Annotated in this window: 18 protein-coding genes; 9 read left to right on the top strand and 9 right to left on the bottom strand. The window is 63.8% G+C overall.

Annotated features, from left to right (window positions below; all coding sequences use genetic code 11):
- Positions 1-166: 166 nt before the first annotated feature.
- The 4 genes from ACF8SD_RS00565 to ACF8SD_RS00580 all read right to left on the bottom strand — a co-directional run bounded on the left by ACF8SD_RS00565 (position 167) and on the right by ACF8SD_RS00580 (position 3,337).
- Entirely contained in the window at positions 167-1,078 is a 912-nt protein-coding gene (locus ACF8SD_RS00565; protein ID WP_173891039.1) for an SDR family oxidoreductase, read from the bottom strand.
- A 114-nt stretch (positions 1,079-1,192) separates the two neighbouring features.
- Positions 1,193-2,098, bottom strand: a complete 906-nt coding sequence (locus ACF8SD_RS00570) for an alpha/beta fold hydrolase (protein ID WP_173891040.1) — start codon at positions 2,096-2,098, stop codon at positions 1,193-1,195.
- A 176-nt stretch (positions 2,099-2,274) separates the two neighbouring features.
- Entirely contained in the window at positions 2,275-2,961 is a 687-nt protein-coding gene (locus ACF8SD_RS00575) for an LrgB family protein (RefSeq protein WP_054906051.1), read from the bottom strand.
- On the bottom strand, positions 2,951-3,337 hold the full coding sequence (locus ACF8SD_RS00580; RefSeq protein ID WP_173891041.1) for a CidA/LrgA family protein: 387 nt from the start codon (positions 3,335-3,337) through the stop codon (positions 2,951-2,953). The genes ACF8SD_RS00575 and ACF8SD_RS00580 overlap by 11 nt, the downstream gene beginning before the upstream one ends.
- Positions 3,338-3,433: 96 nt before the next feature.
- Between ACF8SD_RS00580 and ACF8SD_RS00585 the strand changes: the two genes are divergently transcribed.
- A complete protein-coding gene (locus ACF8SD_RS00585; protein ID WP_173891042.1) occupies positions 3,434-4,330 on the top strand; it encodes a LysR family transcriptional regulator in 897 nt (298 codons plus the stop codon).
- Positions 4,331-4,400: 70 nt separating this feature from the next.
- Here the strand turns inward: ACF8SD_RS00585 and ACF8SD_RS00590 are convergent, their stop codons facing one another.
- A complete protein-coding gene (locus ACF8SD_RS00590) occupies positions 4,401-4,856 on the bottom strand; it encodes a flavodoxin (protein WP_173891043.1) in 456 nt (151 codons plus the stop codon).
- 127 nt (positions 4,857-4,983) lie between these two features.
- Here ACF8SD_RS00590 and ACF8SD_RS00595 point away from each other — a divergent pair, with 127 nt between their 5' ends.
- Together ACF8SD_RS00595 and ACF8SD_RS00600 are read left to right on the top strand one after the other, a co-directional pair.
- The gene (locus ACF8SD_RS00595) at positions 4,984-5,412 is read left to right on the top strand and encodes a PAS domain S-box protein (protein ID WP_173891044.1); all 429 of its coding nucleotides are present in this window, start codon (positions 4,984-4,986) and stop codon (positions 5,410-5,412) included.
- Positions 5,413-5,471: 59 nt separating this feature from the next.
- Positions 5,472-6,089 (top strand): hypothetical protein, encoded by a 618-nt coding sequence (locus ACF8SD_RS00600; RefSeq protein WP_173891045.1) that lies wholly within the window; start codon positions 5,472-5,474, stop codon positions 6,087-6,089.
- Here ACF8SD_RS00600 and ACF8SD_RS00605 read toward each other — a convergent pair.
- Positions 6,074-7,009 (bottom strand): MerR family transcriptional regulator, encoded by a 936-nt coding sequence (locus tag ACF8SD_RS00605; protein WP_392483617.1) that lies wholly within the window; start codon positions 7,007-7,009, stop codon positions 6,074-6,076. The genes ACF8SD_RS00600 and ACF8SD_RS00605 overlap by 16 nt on opposite strands.
- A gap of 215 nt (positions 7,010-7,224) precedes the next feature.
- Here ACF8SD_RS00605 and ACF8SD_RS00610 point away from each other — a divergent pair, with 215 nt between their 5' ends.
- From ACF8SD_RS00610 to ACF8SD_RS00625, 4 genes are read left to right on the top strand one after another with little or no spacing between them, the layout of a single operon-like run.
- The gene (locus ACF8SD_RS00610; protein ID WP_173891047.1) at positions 7,225-7,785 is read left to right on the top strand and encodes an antibiotic biosynthesis monooxygenase; all 561 of its coding nucleotides are present in this window, start codon (positions 7,225-7,227) and stop codon (positions 7,783-7,785) included.
- Between the two features lie 33 nt (positions 7,786-7,818).
- The gene (folM, locus tag ACF8SD_RS00615) at positions 7,819-8,556 is read left to right on the top strand and encodes a dihydromonapterin reductase (RefSeq protein WP_173891048.1); all 738 of its coding nucleotides are present in this window, start codon (positions 7,819-7,821) and stop codon (positions 8,554-8,556) included.
- 8 nt (positions 8,557-8,564) lie between these two features.
- Complete coding sequence (locus tag ACF8SD_RS00620) at positions 8,565-8,861, top strand: DUF1244 domain-containing protein (RefSeq protein ID WP_009682662.1); 297 nt, start codon at positions 8,565-8,567, stop codon at positions 8,859-8,861.
- Positions 8,854-9,195, top strand: coding sequence for a HopJ type III effector protein (locus ACF8SD_RS00625; protein ID WP_009682661.1), 342 nt, complete (start codon positions 8,854-8,856; stop codon positions 9,193-9,195). The genes ACF8SD_RS00620 and ACF8SD_RS00625 overlap by 8 nt, the downstream gene beginning before the upstream one ends.
- 118 nt (positions 9,196-9,313) lie before the next feature.
- Here the strand turns inward: ACF8SD_RS00625 and fabV are convergent, their stop codons facing one another.
- Positions 9,314-10,525, bottom strand: coding sequence for an enoyl-ACP reductase FabV (gene fabV, locus ACF8SD_RS00630; protein ID WP_392483616.1), 1,212 nt, complete (start codon positions 10,523-10,525; stop codon positions 9,314-9,316).
- Positions 10,526-10,776: 251 nt separating this feature from the next.
- Here fabV and ACF8SD_RS00635 point away from each other — a divergent pair, with 251 nt between their 5' ends.
- A complete protein-coding gene (locus ACF8SD_RS00635) occupies positions 10,777-11,955 on the top strand; it encodes an acetyl-CoA C-acetyltransferase (RefSeq protein ID WP_173891050.1) in 1,179 nt (392 codons plus the stop codon).
- A gap of 137 nt (positions 11,956-12,092) precedes the next feature.
- On the opposite strand, the gene ACF8SD_RS00640 is transcribed toward ACF8SD_RS00635, so the two are convergent.
- Positions 12,093-12,917, bottom strand: coding sequence for a 5-methyltetrahydropteroyltriglutamate--homocysteine methyltransferase (locus ACF8SD_RS00640; protein ID WP_392483615.1), 825 nt, complete (start codon positions 12,915-12,917; stop codon positions 12,093-12,095).
- A gap of 224 nt (positions 12,918-13,141) precedes the next feature.
- Here ACF8SD_RS00640 and ACF8SD_RS00645 point away from each other — a divergent pair, with 224 nt between their 5' ends.
- Positions 13,142-14,629, top strand: a complete 1,488-nt coding sequence (locus ACF8SD_RS00645; protein WP_392483614.1) for a methylenetetrahydrofolate reductase C-terminal domain-containing protein — start codon at positions 13,142-13,144, stop codon at positions 14,627-14,629.
- On the opposite strand, the gene yjiA is transcribed toward ACF8SD_RS00645, so the two are convergent.
- Positions 14,589-15,566: a GTPase gene (yjiA, locus tag ACF8SD_RS00650; protein ID WP_173891053.1), complete on the bottom strand. Its 978-nt coding sequence runs from the start codon at positions 15,564-15,566 to the stop codon at positions 14,589-14,591. The two genes, ACF8SD_RS00645 and yjiA, sit on opposite strands and share 41 nt — an antisense overlap.
- Positions 15,567-15,731: the final 165 nt, after the last annotated feature.

A 15,731-nucleotide genomic window follows, 5' to 3' on the forward strand; every position in this document is an offset into this window, starting at 1 on the left:
AACGGGCGGGGGTGGCCGGCAGCCCTGCGGAGCCGGGCCGGTATCATCGATCGATGTAGGAGCGGGTTCACCCGCGAATACGGTGGTACCGGCGACGCACAGTGCCTGGCAGAAACTGGCCCGCAGGCCCGCCCCTTTCGCGGGTAAACCCGCTTCTACAATGGCCTTACAACGGGTATTTCTGCAGGTTGGCCATCATCTGCTGCAGTGCCTGCAAGCTGTCCTGCGGGTGCACTGCCCCTTCGAAATCACCAATGTGCCCCCACTGCTGCGCGACCTGCTCGGGGGTGAAGCCTTCGCGCGGGTCGAAACCCACCCCCAGGCTACGCTCCCAGCGCACCTTGCCGATCCAGCCCCCGCCCACCTCGAACAGCTCGCCGCTGCCCTGGCACTGCTCGCTGCCCAGGTACACCACCAAGGGGCTGACCAACTCCGGCTTGAGCCGTTCGAACACCTGCGGGGGAATCAGCCCTTCGGTCATGCGCGTACCGCCGGTTGGGGCAATGGCGTTGACCAGGATGCCGTGCTTGCGCCCTTCGATGGCCAAGGTACGGGTAAGCCCGTACAGGCCCAGTTTGGCCATGCCGTAATTGGCCTGGCCAAAATTACCGTAGATGCCAGAGGTGGATGCCGTGAATATCACCCGCCCCCAGTTCTGCTCACGCAGGTGTGGCCAGGCCGCGCGGGTAACTTTGTAGGCGCCTTCGACATGCACTTGGTAAACCTGCTCCCAGTCGCTGTCGTCCATCTTGTGGAAGGTCTTGTCACGCAGGATGCCGGCGTTGTTCACCACGACATCGACGCGCCCATAGCTATCCAGCGCCTGCTCGACAATGCGGGCCCCCTGGGTGACCGAGTCATGGTTGGCAACCGCGCTGCCCCCGGCGGCGCGAATCTCCTGCACCACCCGATCAGCAGCGCTGGCGCTGGCGCCCTCCCCGTGGGTGGAAACGCCGAGGTCGTTGACCACCACCTTGGCCCCGCGCGCGGCGAACAGCAGCGCGTGGGCACGGCCCAGGCCGCCACCGGCGCCGGTAACGATCACCACACGATCTTGCAGAAGAACAGGCTCGCTCATGCCAAGGGCTCCAGGCAGGTTCAGGTGAGCCGAGTGTCTGCCGCCGGCGGCAAGCAGACAATCAAGCTCACGCAGGCTGAATGCCTGGTAATAACGCCGGGCCATGAGGCCCGCTCAGGACCACGCCACTTTCGCCTTGCAAAAGCTCAGCGGTTGCTCACGAAAGGCCAGGTAATGCCGCAGCACCTGCACCGGCGCCTCGGTGTGCGGGTAGTGGCCTATACCCTGCAGTTGCACGGTGTCTGGCTGTGGCACCAGTTGCCGGTAACGCTCAAGCATGTGCGCGCCGGACAATGGGTCGACCATGCCGTTGATCAGCCGCAGGGGCACACCTGGGCACTGCATGGCCGTAACCCAGCGCTCACGGTGCAGGCGGCGCTCCAGCAGGTAGCCCACCAGTTTATGCAGCACGCGCGTACCGCGGTTGGCGGCGATCAGGCTCCAGAAATCGTCCAGGGCACTCTCGCTCGGGTGGGTGCAGGGGCCATAGACCTGGGTCATGTTGCGCACCAGGTCGTCACGCCCGAAGGAGCGGCCCACCAGCCAGCCGAAGCGGCTCAGTAGCAACTTCTGGATCAGCAGCAGGTGGCAGCTTTCGGCGAACAGGCCACTGTTGAGAAATACGCAGCTGGCTACCTCGGCGCGCTGCTCATGGTGCCGCGCCAGCAGTTCCTGAGCGACGCTGCCGCCATAGTCGTGAGCCAGCAGATGCACCGGTTGGTCCACCTGCAGGTGGGCGAGCAGCGCCTGCTGCAGGTCGGCTTGTTCGATCAGGCTGTAGGCGTGGTCGACCGGTTTGGCCGAATCGCCAAAGCCGAGCATGTCGCAGGCAATCACCCGAAAGCGCTGCGTCAAAGGCCCCCACAGGTAATGCCAGTCCCAACTGGCGGTGGGGAAGCCGTGTAAAAGAAGCAGGGGCTCTCCTTGCCCTGCGGTCCAGTAGCGGATGCTCTGGCCCCGGAATGTGAAGCTCTGACCCCGGGTACGCCAGACGCACAATGGAATTTCGGCCAAAGGCATCAGAGGTAACCCGGTTAAGTGATGTGGACTGGATAGGGCAAGGCTGCGGTCATTGCATGTCACCTCGGCACTTTCATGTGCTCTCTATGTCGAGGGTGAGTCTAGCCAGCCCTACCAGGGGTGGAACTTGCGTTGCCAGCCAGCTTGATGACTGAGCGAGTCAGTGGCATGAACGGTCAGAGCAACATGGCCAGCAGCGGTGCCGCGAACAGGTTCAGCAGCCCGGTCAGGACCATGACCAGGCCGGCCACCGAGCCTTCCTCGCGGCCCACTTCCTGGGCCCGGCTGACGCCGGCGCCGTGCGCGCCCACGCCGAACAATGCCCCCCGGGCCAACGGCGTGCGCAGCGGCAACCAACGCAGCAGCACGCCACCGAACATGGCACCAAGCACCCCGGTGAACATCACGAACACTGCCGTCAGCTCGGGCACACCGCCCAGGTCATGGGCCAACGGCATGGCAAAGGGCGTGGTGATGGAACGCGGCACCAGCGACAGGCTGGTCGCACTGTCCAGCGCCAGCAGGTGCGCCAACCCCCATGAACTGGCGATGGACGCACTGCTGCCCGCCAGCATGCCGACCAGCAACGCCGGCCAATGCCGAGCGAGCATGGCCCGCTGCTGCCAGATCGGCACCGCAAAGGCCACGGTCACCGGACCGAGCACGCCCATCAGCCAGTGGGTATTGCGCGCGTATTCGGCATAGGCGGTGTGCAGCGGCACAGCCACCGCCAGCAGCAACACCGGCACCAGAATCAGCGGCGACAGCAGGTAGCGCTTGCTGCGCCGGTACAGCCAGCGGCTGCCCAGGTAAGCCAGCAACGTCAGCGCCAGCCAGAACAACGGCATGGGTTCAAGGCTCATGGCGCATGCTCCAGCGGCACACAAGTTCGACGGTCAGGGCCGTCACCACCATCACCATCAGCGTGCTCACGGCGATCACCAGCAGGATGCGCCAGCCCTCGTCCCGGATCAGCGCGCCATAGTCCAGCAGGCTCATCAGTGCAGGAATGAAGAACAGCAGCATTTCGGCCATCAACCAACCGGCGCCCAATTGCAGCATGGCCGGCTTCAGTACCCCCGCGGCGAACAACAGCAGTAGCAGCGCCAGGCCCATGACCCCGCCGGGGATGGGCCAGCCCAGCCAAGTGGCCAGCTGGCCACCGAGTGCAAACAGGGCACACAGGGTCGCCAGCTCGGCAAGCAGGCGCAGCATTTTTTTCATTAACGCGGGTTTCATGGCGGTGTTCCTCGACAGGCCCTCATTTTAAGTTTTGGCTGCCTAGGCCAGAAGCGAATTGTTAGACTGGCTACCATTCCATAATGGAATTGGCACATGGAATTCAAACAGCTGCGCAGCTTTATCGAAGTGGTGCACCGGGGCGGCTTTACCCAAGCCGCACAGACCCTGCACATCAGTCAGTCGGCCGTCAGCAAGCAAGTGGCGCAGCTTGAGCAAGATGTGGGCCAGCCGCTGCTGGAACGCCAGGCATCCCACCTGCACCTGACCGCCGCCGGGCGCATCGTGCTTGAGCGCGGCGAGGCCCTGCTGCGCCAACGCCAGGCGCTGCTCAACGAATTGGACGATCTGAGCCAGATGGAGCGTGGCGAACTGCGCCTGGGCTTGCCGATGCTGGGCAGTGATGCGCTGTTCGCCGGTTTGTTCGCCGAATACCGGCGACGCCACCCGAACATCGCCATCCAGTTGGTTGAGGGTGGCAGCCGTAGCATCGAGCAGGCCGTCAGAAGTGGCGAGCTGGAGCTCGGTGGCAGCCTTACGCCCAGCGACGACGGGTTCGAATACCAGCCGTTCTGCAATGAGCCGCTGGATGCCCTGCTACCGGCGGAGCATGCGTTGGCAGGCCTGGGCGGGGTGCACCTGAAGCAATTGGCCGCAACGCCGTTCCTGCTCTACCAGCGCAGTTTCGTGCTCAATGACCGTTTGGTGAAAGCCTGCCAGCAGCAGGGCTTCACCCCGACGGAAGGCGGGCGCAGTGGCCAGGCGGATTTCCTGGCAGCGTTGGTCGCGGCAGGCCAGGGCGTTGTGCTGCTGCCCCGGGTGGTGGCAAAAGCCCTGGAACGCCCTGGTGTGGTGCGTATGCCCCTGCGCTCACCGGGGGACCTGCGCTGGGACATTGCCTTCATCTGGCGGCGTGGCGCGTATTTGTCGCGGGCCGCGCAAGCGTGGTTGGCGCTGCTGCGCGAATGGCCGGTACCCGACAGCGAGGCATGAATCGGGGCCTGGCTGGCAGGTCTGCCCGGGCACTCACCTGCAGCAGGCCCATACTTGCTGAACCTGACCGTCAGCCTTTCAAGGTATTAGCCAACTCGGCCAACCACGGCTCGGCATCCGTTTCCGGGGTCACCGTCTCGCTGGCATCCAGCTGCAGCATCGGCTGCACCTCGCGCACGCCTAGCTCGGCAAACAGCTCGCGCAGCTGTTCGCCGCCCCCGCAATAGGTATCGCCATAGCTGGAATCGCCCAGCGCAATCACTGCACCCGGCAGGCCATGGAAGGCCGCTGGCAGGCTGTCACGCAGGCTGCTGTACAAGGGCATGAGGTTGTCCGGCAGCTCACCCATACCGGTAGTCGATGTCACGGCCAACAGGGCCTGCGGGGCAAAACCTTCAAGGTCCTGCAAAGTGGCACGTGCGGCGTGCCAGGCTTGGTAACCAGCGGCCTTGAGCTTCGATTCTGCATGACGGGCGACTTCTTCGGCGGTGCCATAGACCGATCCGGAAATAATGGCGACTTTCATCGGGGAGAGGATTCCGAAACTGAGTGAAAACGTAGGATACTAGCATTCAGCGCTGGCAAAAGGCCGCCTCTGCCAAAGCCGCCTGCTACAGCACGTCCGATTTTTCTGCCTGCCGTATGGCCTGAACATGATCAACGCAAAACTGCTGCAATCGATGGTCGATGCATCCCATGACGGGATCGTGGTTGCCGAACAGGAAGGCGACGACACCATCCTCATCTATGTCAACGCCGCGTTCGAACGCCTGACCGGCTATAACCGGGACGAAATACTCTACCAGGATTGCCGCTTCCTGCAGGCTGACGACCGTGACCAACTCGCGCGTGCACGCATTCGCAAAGCCTTGGCCGAAGGCCGCCCTTGCCGGGAAGTGATGCGCAACTACCGCAAGGATGGCACTGCCTTCTGGAACGAACTGTCGATCACGGCGGTAAGGAACGACGCCGAGCGACGTACCTACTTCATCGGCATTCAGAAAGACGTTACCCGCCAGGTGGAAATGGAACGGGAGCTGGCCGAACTGCGCGCTCGTCTGAAAGCCGACGAACGCACCTGAACCAAGCCCCCCGGGCACGGTCAACTACGTTGAAGAAATCGCCACCACCGAGTTCGATCATGCAAGCCGACGCCCTTCTTACCCAGGACGAGCTGGATTTCATTCAGAACATGCAGCATTCGCCCACCCTGAACCTGGCCGACTCCATGTCGAGCCTGCAGGTCAATGGCGACCGCCGCATCCAGAGCTTGCTCACCCGCCTGGTGGCCCATGAACAAGTGACCTTGCAGGCGCAATTCAACAACCAGCAAATCAGCTTTCCGCTGCAACTGGTGGAAGACGAATTCCACGCCTTGCACCTGCAGGTGGGTTCGCCGGAAATCTACGAGGATGGCCCCATGCTGCGGCCATGGCGCCTGTCGCTGGAACAGCCCAGCGCCCTGCTCGATGGCCATGGCGCGCCTAGCGGGCTGTGGGTACGGGAAATTTCCTTCAAAGGCGTGCTGGTGGAGCTGCGTGGCCTGCCAAGCGCGCCGGCGCGTTTCGACCTGCGCTTCGCCCCCGGCAACCTCCAGCCGATCGAACTGCAGGGTGTGCTGGGCCGGCGTATTGGCCCAGACCTGGCAGCGTACGACCTTGGCCAAAGCCCAGCGGAAGAAATCGAGCGCCTGCGCGGCTACATCCTGCAGGCCCATTGCCGCGCCCACCCCGAACTGCACACTCAGGTGTCCAGCTGACCTGCCAGGCACTGGCGCAGACGCTGACGCATTACCGCGCCTTGTGCCCCCAGGCAGACCAGGGGGCTGCCCGCCAGGCCGCCGCTGGCCTGGTCGGTTGTCTCTCCCGCCAGCAATAACGTGCAGCCCAGCACCGACGCCAGCCGCTTCAGATAGCGGCTGACTTCTGCAGTGAGCGGCTGGTGGGAAAACAGCACGAGGGCGTCTGGTTTCATCCGTTCACAGACCAGCGCCAGCTCTTGCAGCGGCTGCCCACACACCAAAGGCGTCACGCCTATGTCGTCACTGCCCAGCAGCAGGCTGGTGACCAGCAGTTCAAGCTCATGGCACTGCCCCGGCAAGGGCACCAGCAGTACGCTGTGGCGACGCGGCGCAGGCGCCAGCTGCAAACGCGCGAACACCCGCCCGCGCAAAAACTGGTCAAAAAACAGCCACTCGCTGGTCTGGCCGTAGCCGCCATGGCGCACGGCCAGGTCGTGCCACACCGGCATGAAAACATCAGTGAAAACCTGATCGAGCGTGCTGGCGGCAAACACCTCCTCATAAAGGCGGCCCAGCCCGGCCAAGTCAAAGCGTTGCACTGCCAGGCGCACCTGCTGCTGCCAGCCTAGCGAACTGTCCACTGCGCGCGTGGCCTGCCCGGCAAGCGCCTGGCTGCGGGCAAGGATGCTGCCCACTTTGCTGACCGCCACCCCGCGCTCCAGCCAGCCGAGGATACTGCGGATATCGTCGATGTCGCCTTGGGAATACAGGCGGTGGCCGCTGTCGGTGCGGATGGGCTGGATCAGACCGTAACGGCGCTCCCAGGCGCGCAGGGTCACCGCATTGACGCCAGTCAGGCGGGAGACTTCACGGATCGGAAACAGCACTTGCTGCTCGAAACTCGCATCGACCCCCGGCTTGCGTCCCAATTCGCTCATCTGCACGGCATCCTGTGTGCTGCAATAGAGGGCTTAGTCTACTACGACAGCGCCGGGCACAGGATGCGACCATTTGCCGGCTGACAGTTGCCACACAGCACAACTGCGCGATAATCCGCGCCCGATTCTTGCATGTTCGCCTGCGTCGCCCACCACCCCGGGCTACGCAGCCAAGGGGCCGGCTACCCGCCAGCCCCGTTGCCAGGAGATACACAATGTCTACCCCACCCGTTACCCTGATGGTGTCGCGCCGCGCCGCGCATGGCCGCTACCAGGACCTGTTGGCCTGGCTGCATGAGGGCGAACAGCTGGCCACTGACTTCCCCGGCTACCTGGGCTCGGGCATTCTCGCCCCACCCCACGATGGCGACGAATTCCAGATCATTTTTCGCTTCAGCGATGAGCCCACCCTGCATGCCTGGGAACATTCCGCCTCGCGGCGGGCCTGGTTGCAGCGCGGCAATGGCCTGTTCGAGCGCCCCAAAGAGGCGCGCGTCAGTGGCATTGACGACTGGTTTGGCGCCAGTACGGTGCAGAAACCGCCGCGCTGGAAACAGGCCGTGGCCATCTGGCTGGCGTTTTTTCCGGTCTCGCTGGCGTTCAACATGGCGTTCGGCCATTGGCTGGCCGCACTCGACCTGGTACCGCGGGTGATGCTCAGCACCCTGGCCCTCACGCCGCTGATGGTGTACCTGTTCATCCCGTTGTCCACCCGCCTGCTGGCCGGTTGGCTACAGCCCTCTTCGGCCACCGCGGGCGCCCTGCGCAGCCGCTGAGGCCAGGCCGTACAACAGGCAAACAGTTCGGGTATGCTGGGCGGCAACCACAGGACAGACAAGTTGACCGCCCCCAACATGAACAGCCCAATTCTCGTTACCGGAGCCAGCCAGCGCGTCGGGCTGGCCCTGGCCCTTGAACTGGCACAGGCCGGCCATACGGTGGTCAGTGCCAGCCGTACCGTACAGCCACAGGCGGCCCACCCGAATATCGTGCAGTTCCAGGCAGACCTGTGCCGGGCCGACGACCGCCAGGCGCTGATCGACTACCTGGCCGGGCAGTACGACGGCCTGCGCGCCATCATCCATAACGCGTCGTTGTGGCTGGACGATGGCCTGGACAACCTGGAAACCATGTTCCGCCTGCATGTAGAGGCGCCCTACCACCTCAACCTGGCCTTGGGCGAGATGCTGGCCAAGCTGGACAAAGCCGACATCATTCACATCTGCGACGAAACCTCCTCGCGTGGCAGCAAGGGCCACATTGGCTATGCCGCCACCAAGGCTGCGCTGCAGAACATGGTGCTGTCGTTCGCTGAAAAATATGCGCCCAAGGTGCATGTGAACGGTATCCTTCCCGGGCTGCTGATCCTCAAGGAAGGGGGTGACGAAGCCTACCGCCAGCACACCTTGAAAAAGGCCCTGCTGGAATTCGAACCCGGCGCCGGGCCACTGATCGAGACGGTCAAGTACCTGCTCGCCAGCCAGTACAGCACCGGCAGCCAGGTGGTCATCAATGGTGGCCGCCACCTGAAGAACCGCATGACGTGAGAGCCCCCATGACCCCACAGCAACAGCTTGAACTCGAAGCCGCCGCGTTCCGGCGCCTGGTCGACCATTTGCAGAAACGCACCGACGTGCAGAACATCGACCTGATGAACCTGTCCGGCTTCTGCCGCAACTGCCTGTCCAAGTGGTACAAGGCTGCGGCTGACGAGCGTGAGCTCGACCTGAGCCTGGATGACGCCCGCGAAGCGGTGTACGGCATGCCTTATGCCCAGTGGAAAGCCCAATACCAGAAAGAAGCCAGCGCCGAGCAGCAAGCGGCGTTCGAAAAAGGAAAACCTCGTGACTGATCTAGATACCCTGCGCGCCAGCCTGGCCAGCGGCCAACATGCCTTTGCCGACACCCTGGCGTTCATTGCCGAGCACTACAGCTACCAGCCGCAGGCGTTCAACAATGGTGGTGTCGAGAATGCCGCCGGGCAGAACGAAGGTTCGTGCAAAACCTTGGGCCTGGCAGTGCTCGAGGGGCTGAGCGATCAGGAAGCGCTGCTGGCTTTCGGCGAGCACTATCGGGATGTGCTGGCCACGCCTGAGGGCAGTGACCATGGCAATATTCGTGCGTTGATCAAGCACGGCCTGGCGGGTGTGACGTTTGCTGCACCGCCACTGTCGCGCAAGGCTTGAAACTGCCGGGGCTGCTTTGCAGCCCATCGCCGGCGAGCCAGCTCCGACAACGGCCTTGAGGGCACCGCTGTCGAAATGGGAGCTGGCGTGCCAGCGATGAGGCCAGCACGCCGTGAGCTTACAGTTCGACGCAGTCGAACTTCACATCGGTAGCTACGTCTTCGTCGTAGTTGACGTCAGCGCGCTCAAAGCCGAACACGTTGAGGAACTGCTTCTTGTAACCGGCGTAGTCGGTCAGCTGGAACAGGTTCTCGGTGGTCACCTGCGGCCACATGGCCTTGCAGGCATCCTGCACGTCGTCGCGCAGTTCCCAGTCGTCCAGGCGCAGGCGGGCCTTCTCGTCCACTTCGGCCGGGGCGCCATCGGCACGGTACATGCGGTCGCGGAACATGCGGTCCAGTTGGTCCTGGGTACCCTCGTGCACACCCTTTTCCTGCATGATCTTGAAGACCATCGACAGGTACAGCGGCATCACCGGAATGGCCGAGCTGGCCTGGGTAACCACCGACTTGAGCACCGCCACGTTGGCGCCGCCCTTCACTTCAGCGGCCAGCTTCTTGTCCAGGCGCAGCGCGGTTTCATCCAGGTCCTGCTTGGCCTGGCCCAGGGCGCCGTGCCAGTAGATTGGCCAGGTGATCTCGGTGCCGATGTAGCTGAAGGCAACGGTACGGGCACCCTCGGCCAGTACGTCGGCGCCCGCCAGGGCGTCGATCCACAGTTGCCAGTCCTGGCCACCCATGACGGTAACGGTGTCGGCGATTTCCTGCTCGGTGGCCGGCTCGATGCTGGCCTCGATGATGGTGTCCTTGTTGGTGTCGATGGCAGTCGACTTGTACGGCTGGCCGATCGGCTTGAGTGCCGAGCGGATCACTTCACCGGTCTGCGGCAGCTTGCGCACCGGCGAGGCCAGCGAGTAGATGACCAGGTCGACCTTGCCACCCATTTCGTTCTTGATCAGCTCGATGACCTTGGCGCGGGCTTCGTCGGAGAAGGCGTCACCATTGATCGACTTGCTGAACAGGCCCTCGGCCTTGGCAAACTTGTCGAACGCCGCAGCGTTGTACCAGCCAGCGGTGCCGGCCTTGGTTTCGGTGCCTGGCTTTTCGAAGAATACGCCCAGGGTGTCGGCCTTGAAACCGAACGCTGCAGTAATGCGTGCTGCCAGGCCATAGCCACTGGAAGCACCAATGACCAGGACCTTCTTCGGACCATCCTCGCGCACGCCCAGCTTGCGGGTGGCTTCGATCTGGTCACGGACGTTGAGCTCGCAGCCCTTCGGGTGAGTCGTGGTGCAGATGAAACCGCGAACCTTAGGATGAATGATGGCCAATGTCTGTACCTCGTCAGGTTTATGCCGGGGAAGCGCCTCATGGGCGTTTCCTGTTGATCAGAGGGTGAGACTACCCCCGCAGGTTATCCGACACATATTACGGGGTGATCCGGGCGATGCAAAACCGGGGTGGCCCGCCGCGCGGCCACTCATTTGCTTTTCACATCAATCTCAAAGAAAAACAAACTTAACAAATAAGCCCAGGGCACCGATGCTTGAAGCCCTACGCCCACCGCACGGAGAACAACAACATGAACGACGTGGTCATCGTCGCTGCAACCCGTACCGCCATCGGCAGCTTCCAGGGTGCCCTGGCCAACGTGCCTGCGGTCGACCTCGGCGCCGCCGTGATCAAGCGCCTGCTGGAGCAGACCGGGCTGGCCCCGGCACAGGTCGACGAAGTCATCCTTGGCCAGGTGCTGACCGCCGGCGCCGGGCAGAACCCGGCACGCCAGGCCGCGATCAAGGCCGGCCTGCCCTTCAGCGTACCGGCGCTGACCCTGAACAAGGTCTGCGGCTCGGGCCTGAAAGCCCTGCACCTGGCGGCCCAGGCCATCCGCTGCGGTGACGCCGAGGTGGTGATTGCCGGTGGCCAGGAGAACATGAGCCTGGCCCCCTATGTGATGCCCTCGGCCCGCACCGGCCAGCGCATGGGCCATGGCCAGCTGATCGACAGCATGATCACCGATGGCCTGTGGGATGCCTTCAACGACTACCACATGGGCATCACTGCCGAAAATCTGGTGGACGAGTACGGCCTCAGCCGTGAACAGCAGGATGCCTTTGCCGCCGAGTCGCAACGCAAGGCACTCGCTGCCATCGAGGCCGGCCGCTTCGATGCGGAGATCACCCCTGTCGTGCTGCCGCAGAAGAAGGGCGAGCCGAAAGTGTTCGCCCGTGATGAGCAGCCGCGCGCGGACACCACTGCCGAATCGCTGGGCAAGCTGCGCGCGGCCTTCAAGAAAGACGGTAGCGTCACCGCTGGCAATGCCTCCAGCCTGAACGACGGCGCTGCCGCGGTGCTGCTGATGAGCGCCACCAAAGCCGAGGCCCTGGGCCTGCCGGTGCTGGCGAAGATCGCCGCTTATGCCAGTGCCGGGGTAGACCCGGCGATCATGGGCATCGGCCCGGTTGCGGCGACGCGGCGCTGCCTGGACAAGGCCGGCTGGCAGCTGAGCGAACTGGACCTCATTGAAGCCAACGAAGCCTTTGCTGCACAGGCACTGGCCGTGGGCAAGGCGCTGGAGTGGGATGCGGCCCGGGTCAATGTGAACGGCGGGGCGATTGCCCTGGGCCACCCGATTGGAGCGTCCGGCTGCCGGGTGTTGGTGACCTTGTTGCACGAGATGATCAAGCGCGATGCCCACAAAGGCCTGGCGACCTTGTGCATTGGCGGTGGCCAGGGCGTTGCACTGGCTATCGAACGTTGAGCGGCGTTTGAGTTAAGCAGGCCCGGCCTTTTCGCGGGCTCGCCCGCTCCCACAGGTACAGCGCAGGTTTCAAAACATGCGCTGTACCTGTGGGAGCGGGCGAGCCCGCGAAAAAGGCCGGCACAAGCAGCAGATGATCAAGCCGCGACTCGGTACTGCTCCAGCGAAGCGGCCAGCGCAGCCACTTCGCGGCACTTCTGCACAGCCACCTCTACCGTGCCATGCGCCAGCGAACAGGCCGGCGCCAGCCAAAGCCGCGCCCCCAGGCGTTCATGGGCGTCTTGCAACAGCCGCAGGGCATTGTCCGACTCGCAAGGCGCGCCATCGCGGCCATCAACCAGGCCCAGCGACAGCACTTTATAGGCCGGCAGGCGGTCAAGGATGGCTTGGTACTGTGCGGGTGCCTGCACCAGATCGATGTGCAGGCCATCGACTGGCAGGTTGGCGGCCAGGCCAAGGTTGCCATCCAGGCCACCGGCGTAGGTGGCAATCAACTTCCTCAGCGGTGCGCGCTGCAGGATGTTGTAGACGCGCTCGAAAGCGTTTTTCCAGTCCTGTGGCAGGTCTTGGGCGAGGATCGGTTCGTCGATCTGGACCCATTCGACGCCCAGCGCAGCCAAGCGGTTGAGGACCTGATCATACAGGGGCAGCAGGCGATCGAGCAGTTCCAGCTTGTCGAAGTCGGCGTTGCGGGCTTGGCCCTGCCACAGGTAGGTCAACGGGCCAATCACGACAGGCTTGATGGCATGGCCCAGCGCGTTGGCATGCTCCACCTCTTCGAACAAGGGTTCCCAATTGAGGGCAAACGGCTGGTCATCGGTGCCCGGCAGGTGGCCATATTGGCTGGTTTCGCCGACGGGCAGCAGTTCGATACCGGCGTCTTTCTGCACTTGCCAGTGGCGGGCCCGCAGTTCGCGGTCGCCGCCAATGTGTGGAAAGCCCAGGTTGTGTGCCAGTGCCATGTGTCGCCCCTCAGCATGCTCCAATTAATGAGGGGATTTTCCAGCGGATCGTAGGGTTGATACAAACTCATAAAATTTGAGATGAACCCAAGAAATTCTCATGATGCCGTGTGCGCAGAGGTCGCCCAGTGTCTTGTTCAGAGCACCAGCCTGCGCATGCGGACATGACCTCCTGCGCCTTCTGCCGCACAATGCCACCCTGACCATACCAGGTGCCCGGCCTCATGAGCCTGCTGAAAACCGCGCTGCGTGAACACCATTTCGTCTGTGTCATGGAGTTTGTGCCCAAAGCCTCTGCAGAACGCTTCGCCGCCATGCAAGCGATCATGGACCGTGCGCAGCTGTGCGGCTGGCCAATGACCGTGGCCATCGGCGACCGCGTCGGCAGCCCGCTGGACATGTCGCCGCTGGACGCCCTGGCCTCGTTCGACCGCCCGGTGCCGGCCCTGCCGCACTTCTCCGGCAAGGACCGCGAACGCCACCACTTGCTCGCGCAATTGCAGCGCATGGCGGCGGCCGGCCTCGACCAGTTGCTGCTGCTGACCGGTGACCGTTTGCCCGGGCATGAACCCGGCCAGCGCCCGGTGCGCTACCTGGAGTCGGTGGCCGCGCTGCAGATTGCCCGCCAGGCCTGCCCGCACTGGTTGCTGGGCGCGGCGCTGAACCCGTTCAAGTACCACGAGGAAGAAGGCGGCGCGCAGTACTTCAAGGCCGAGAAAAAACTGGCTGCGGGGGCCGATTTCCTCACCTTGCAACTGGGCTTCGACGCAGCCAAACACCAGGAAGCCATGCACTGGATGCGTCGCCAGGCCGCGCCCAAACCCATGCTGGCCTGCCTCATGAGCCTCACCCATGGCCGCGCAGCGATGCTCGACCACGTCGCCGGCGTGACCGTTACCCCCTCCATGCGCGAAATGCTCGAAGCGGAAATGGCGCAGTCCAAGGCTTTTGCCCAGGCGCGCAGCGTTGACCGCCTTGCCTTGCAGATCATCGGTACGAAGCTGATGGGGTACGCCGGCGTGCACCTGTCGGGCATCCACGACCTGAAGCAGCTGCTTGCCCTTGAAGCGCGACTGGCGTACTGGCAAACGCAAGTCCACACCCTGGAGCAATGGGCGCCCGCCTGGCAAGCCAGTTGGCAGATGCCGGGGCTGCCGGCAGTCACCTTCCATCCACCCCAGGCCAACTGGCGCCAGGGCGAATCAAGGGTCGCTGCCTCGTTCAAGGAAAAAGCCCGCTACCACCTGATGCATGGCATGCATGGGCTGCTGTTCAGCCGCCGCAACAGCCTGAGCAAGGCGTTTGGCTGGGCGGTGCGCCAGCCGCTGTGGACGACCCGCCTTGGCGCACAGGTGCTGCACACCCTGGAGCGCAGTGTTAAGCGCCCGCTGGTTGGCTGTGATACCTGCGGCCGCTGCCGCCTGGAAGACACCTTGTACACCTGCCCGGAAACCTGCCCCAAGGGCCTGGCCAACGGCCCCTGTGGGGGCACCGCGCTCAACCGCTGCGAGTTCGGCGACCGCGAGTGCATCCACAGCATCAAGTACCGCACTGCCAAGGCCGTGGGGCAAACCGCCGTGCTGAGCGAGCGGCTGATCCCCTGCATCGAGGTGCAAACGCGCCACCGCAGCTCGTGGCCGCAGTGGTTCGCGCCACCCTCGCCACGCCGGGTCAGCCCTCAGCCAGCGCCTCGAACCCAGCCCGAATCGTAGCCTCGGGCAGGTCATCGGCAATGAAGACCATCACGCTTTCGCGGGTTTCGCCTTCGGCCCACTCGGCGTCCCAGTCGAAGCCATACAGCTTGAGCACGCCCTGGAACACCAGCTTGCGGTCCTCGCCGGCAATGTTCAGCACGCCCTTGTAACGCAGCAGCTGTTTGCCATGGGTTTCCAGCAGGTCGTTCATGAAGCCGCTGAGGCGGTCGATATCCAGCGCGGCTTCGGTACGCAACACCAGGGTGCCGATGCGGTCGGGGGTGGCCGGCTTGAGCACCGGGCGCAGCGAGGGTTTCAGGTTTGCGCCCAGGTCGGGGTTGAGGTTGAAACCGCGCACATCCAGCAGCTCTGCCAGGTCGATGCGGCCGTGCTCGACCACACGGATCGCCGCCCGCCCGTTGATACGGGCCAGGCGATCGCGCAGGGCCTGGACCGCAGCCGGCTCGACGAGGTCGGTCTTGCTCAGCAACAGGCGATCGGCAAAGCCGACCTGGGCTTGGGCGATGGTCTGGGTCAGATGCAACTCGGCATGCTTGGCATCGACCAGGGTGATGATGCCGTCGAGGATGTAGCGCTCGCGCAGTTCCTCGTCGATGAAGAAGGTTTGCGCCACCGGCGCCGGGTCGGCCAGGCCGGTGCATTCTATCACCAGGCGGTCGAAGGCGATTTCGCCGGCATCCAGGCGCTCGAGCAGCAGGTACAAGGCGCGGGTCAGGTCGCCGTGGATGCTGCAGCACACACAGCCGTTGGCCAGGGTCATCACCTGCACCGGCTGGTCGCCCAGTAACTGGCTGTCGATGCCGGCTTCGCTGAACTCGTTTTCGATCACCGCCAGCTTCAGGCCGTGCTCGGCCTTGAGCATGTGTTTGAGCAAGGTGGTTTTACCGGCACCGAGGAAGCCGGTGAGGATGGTTACGGGAATGGGCGTCTGCACGCAGAACATCTCCTGTGCGGAAATAACACAGGCCCCATCGCCGGCAAGCCAGCTCCCACAGGTACCGCGCAAACCTTGACGCCTGGGCAGTACCTGAAAGAGCGCCCTAAAGGCACTGCACAAACCTTGAGGCCTGTGAAGTGCCCGTGGGAGCTGGCTTGCCAG

The organism is Pseudomonas sp. CJQ_9 (genome assembly GCF_043106615.1).
GTDB classification, from domain to species: domain Bacteria; phylum Pseudomonadota; class Gammaproteobacteria; order Pseudomonadales; family Pseudomonadaceae; genus Aquipseudomonas; species Aquipseudomonas juntendi.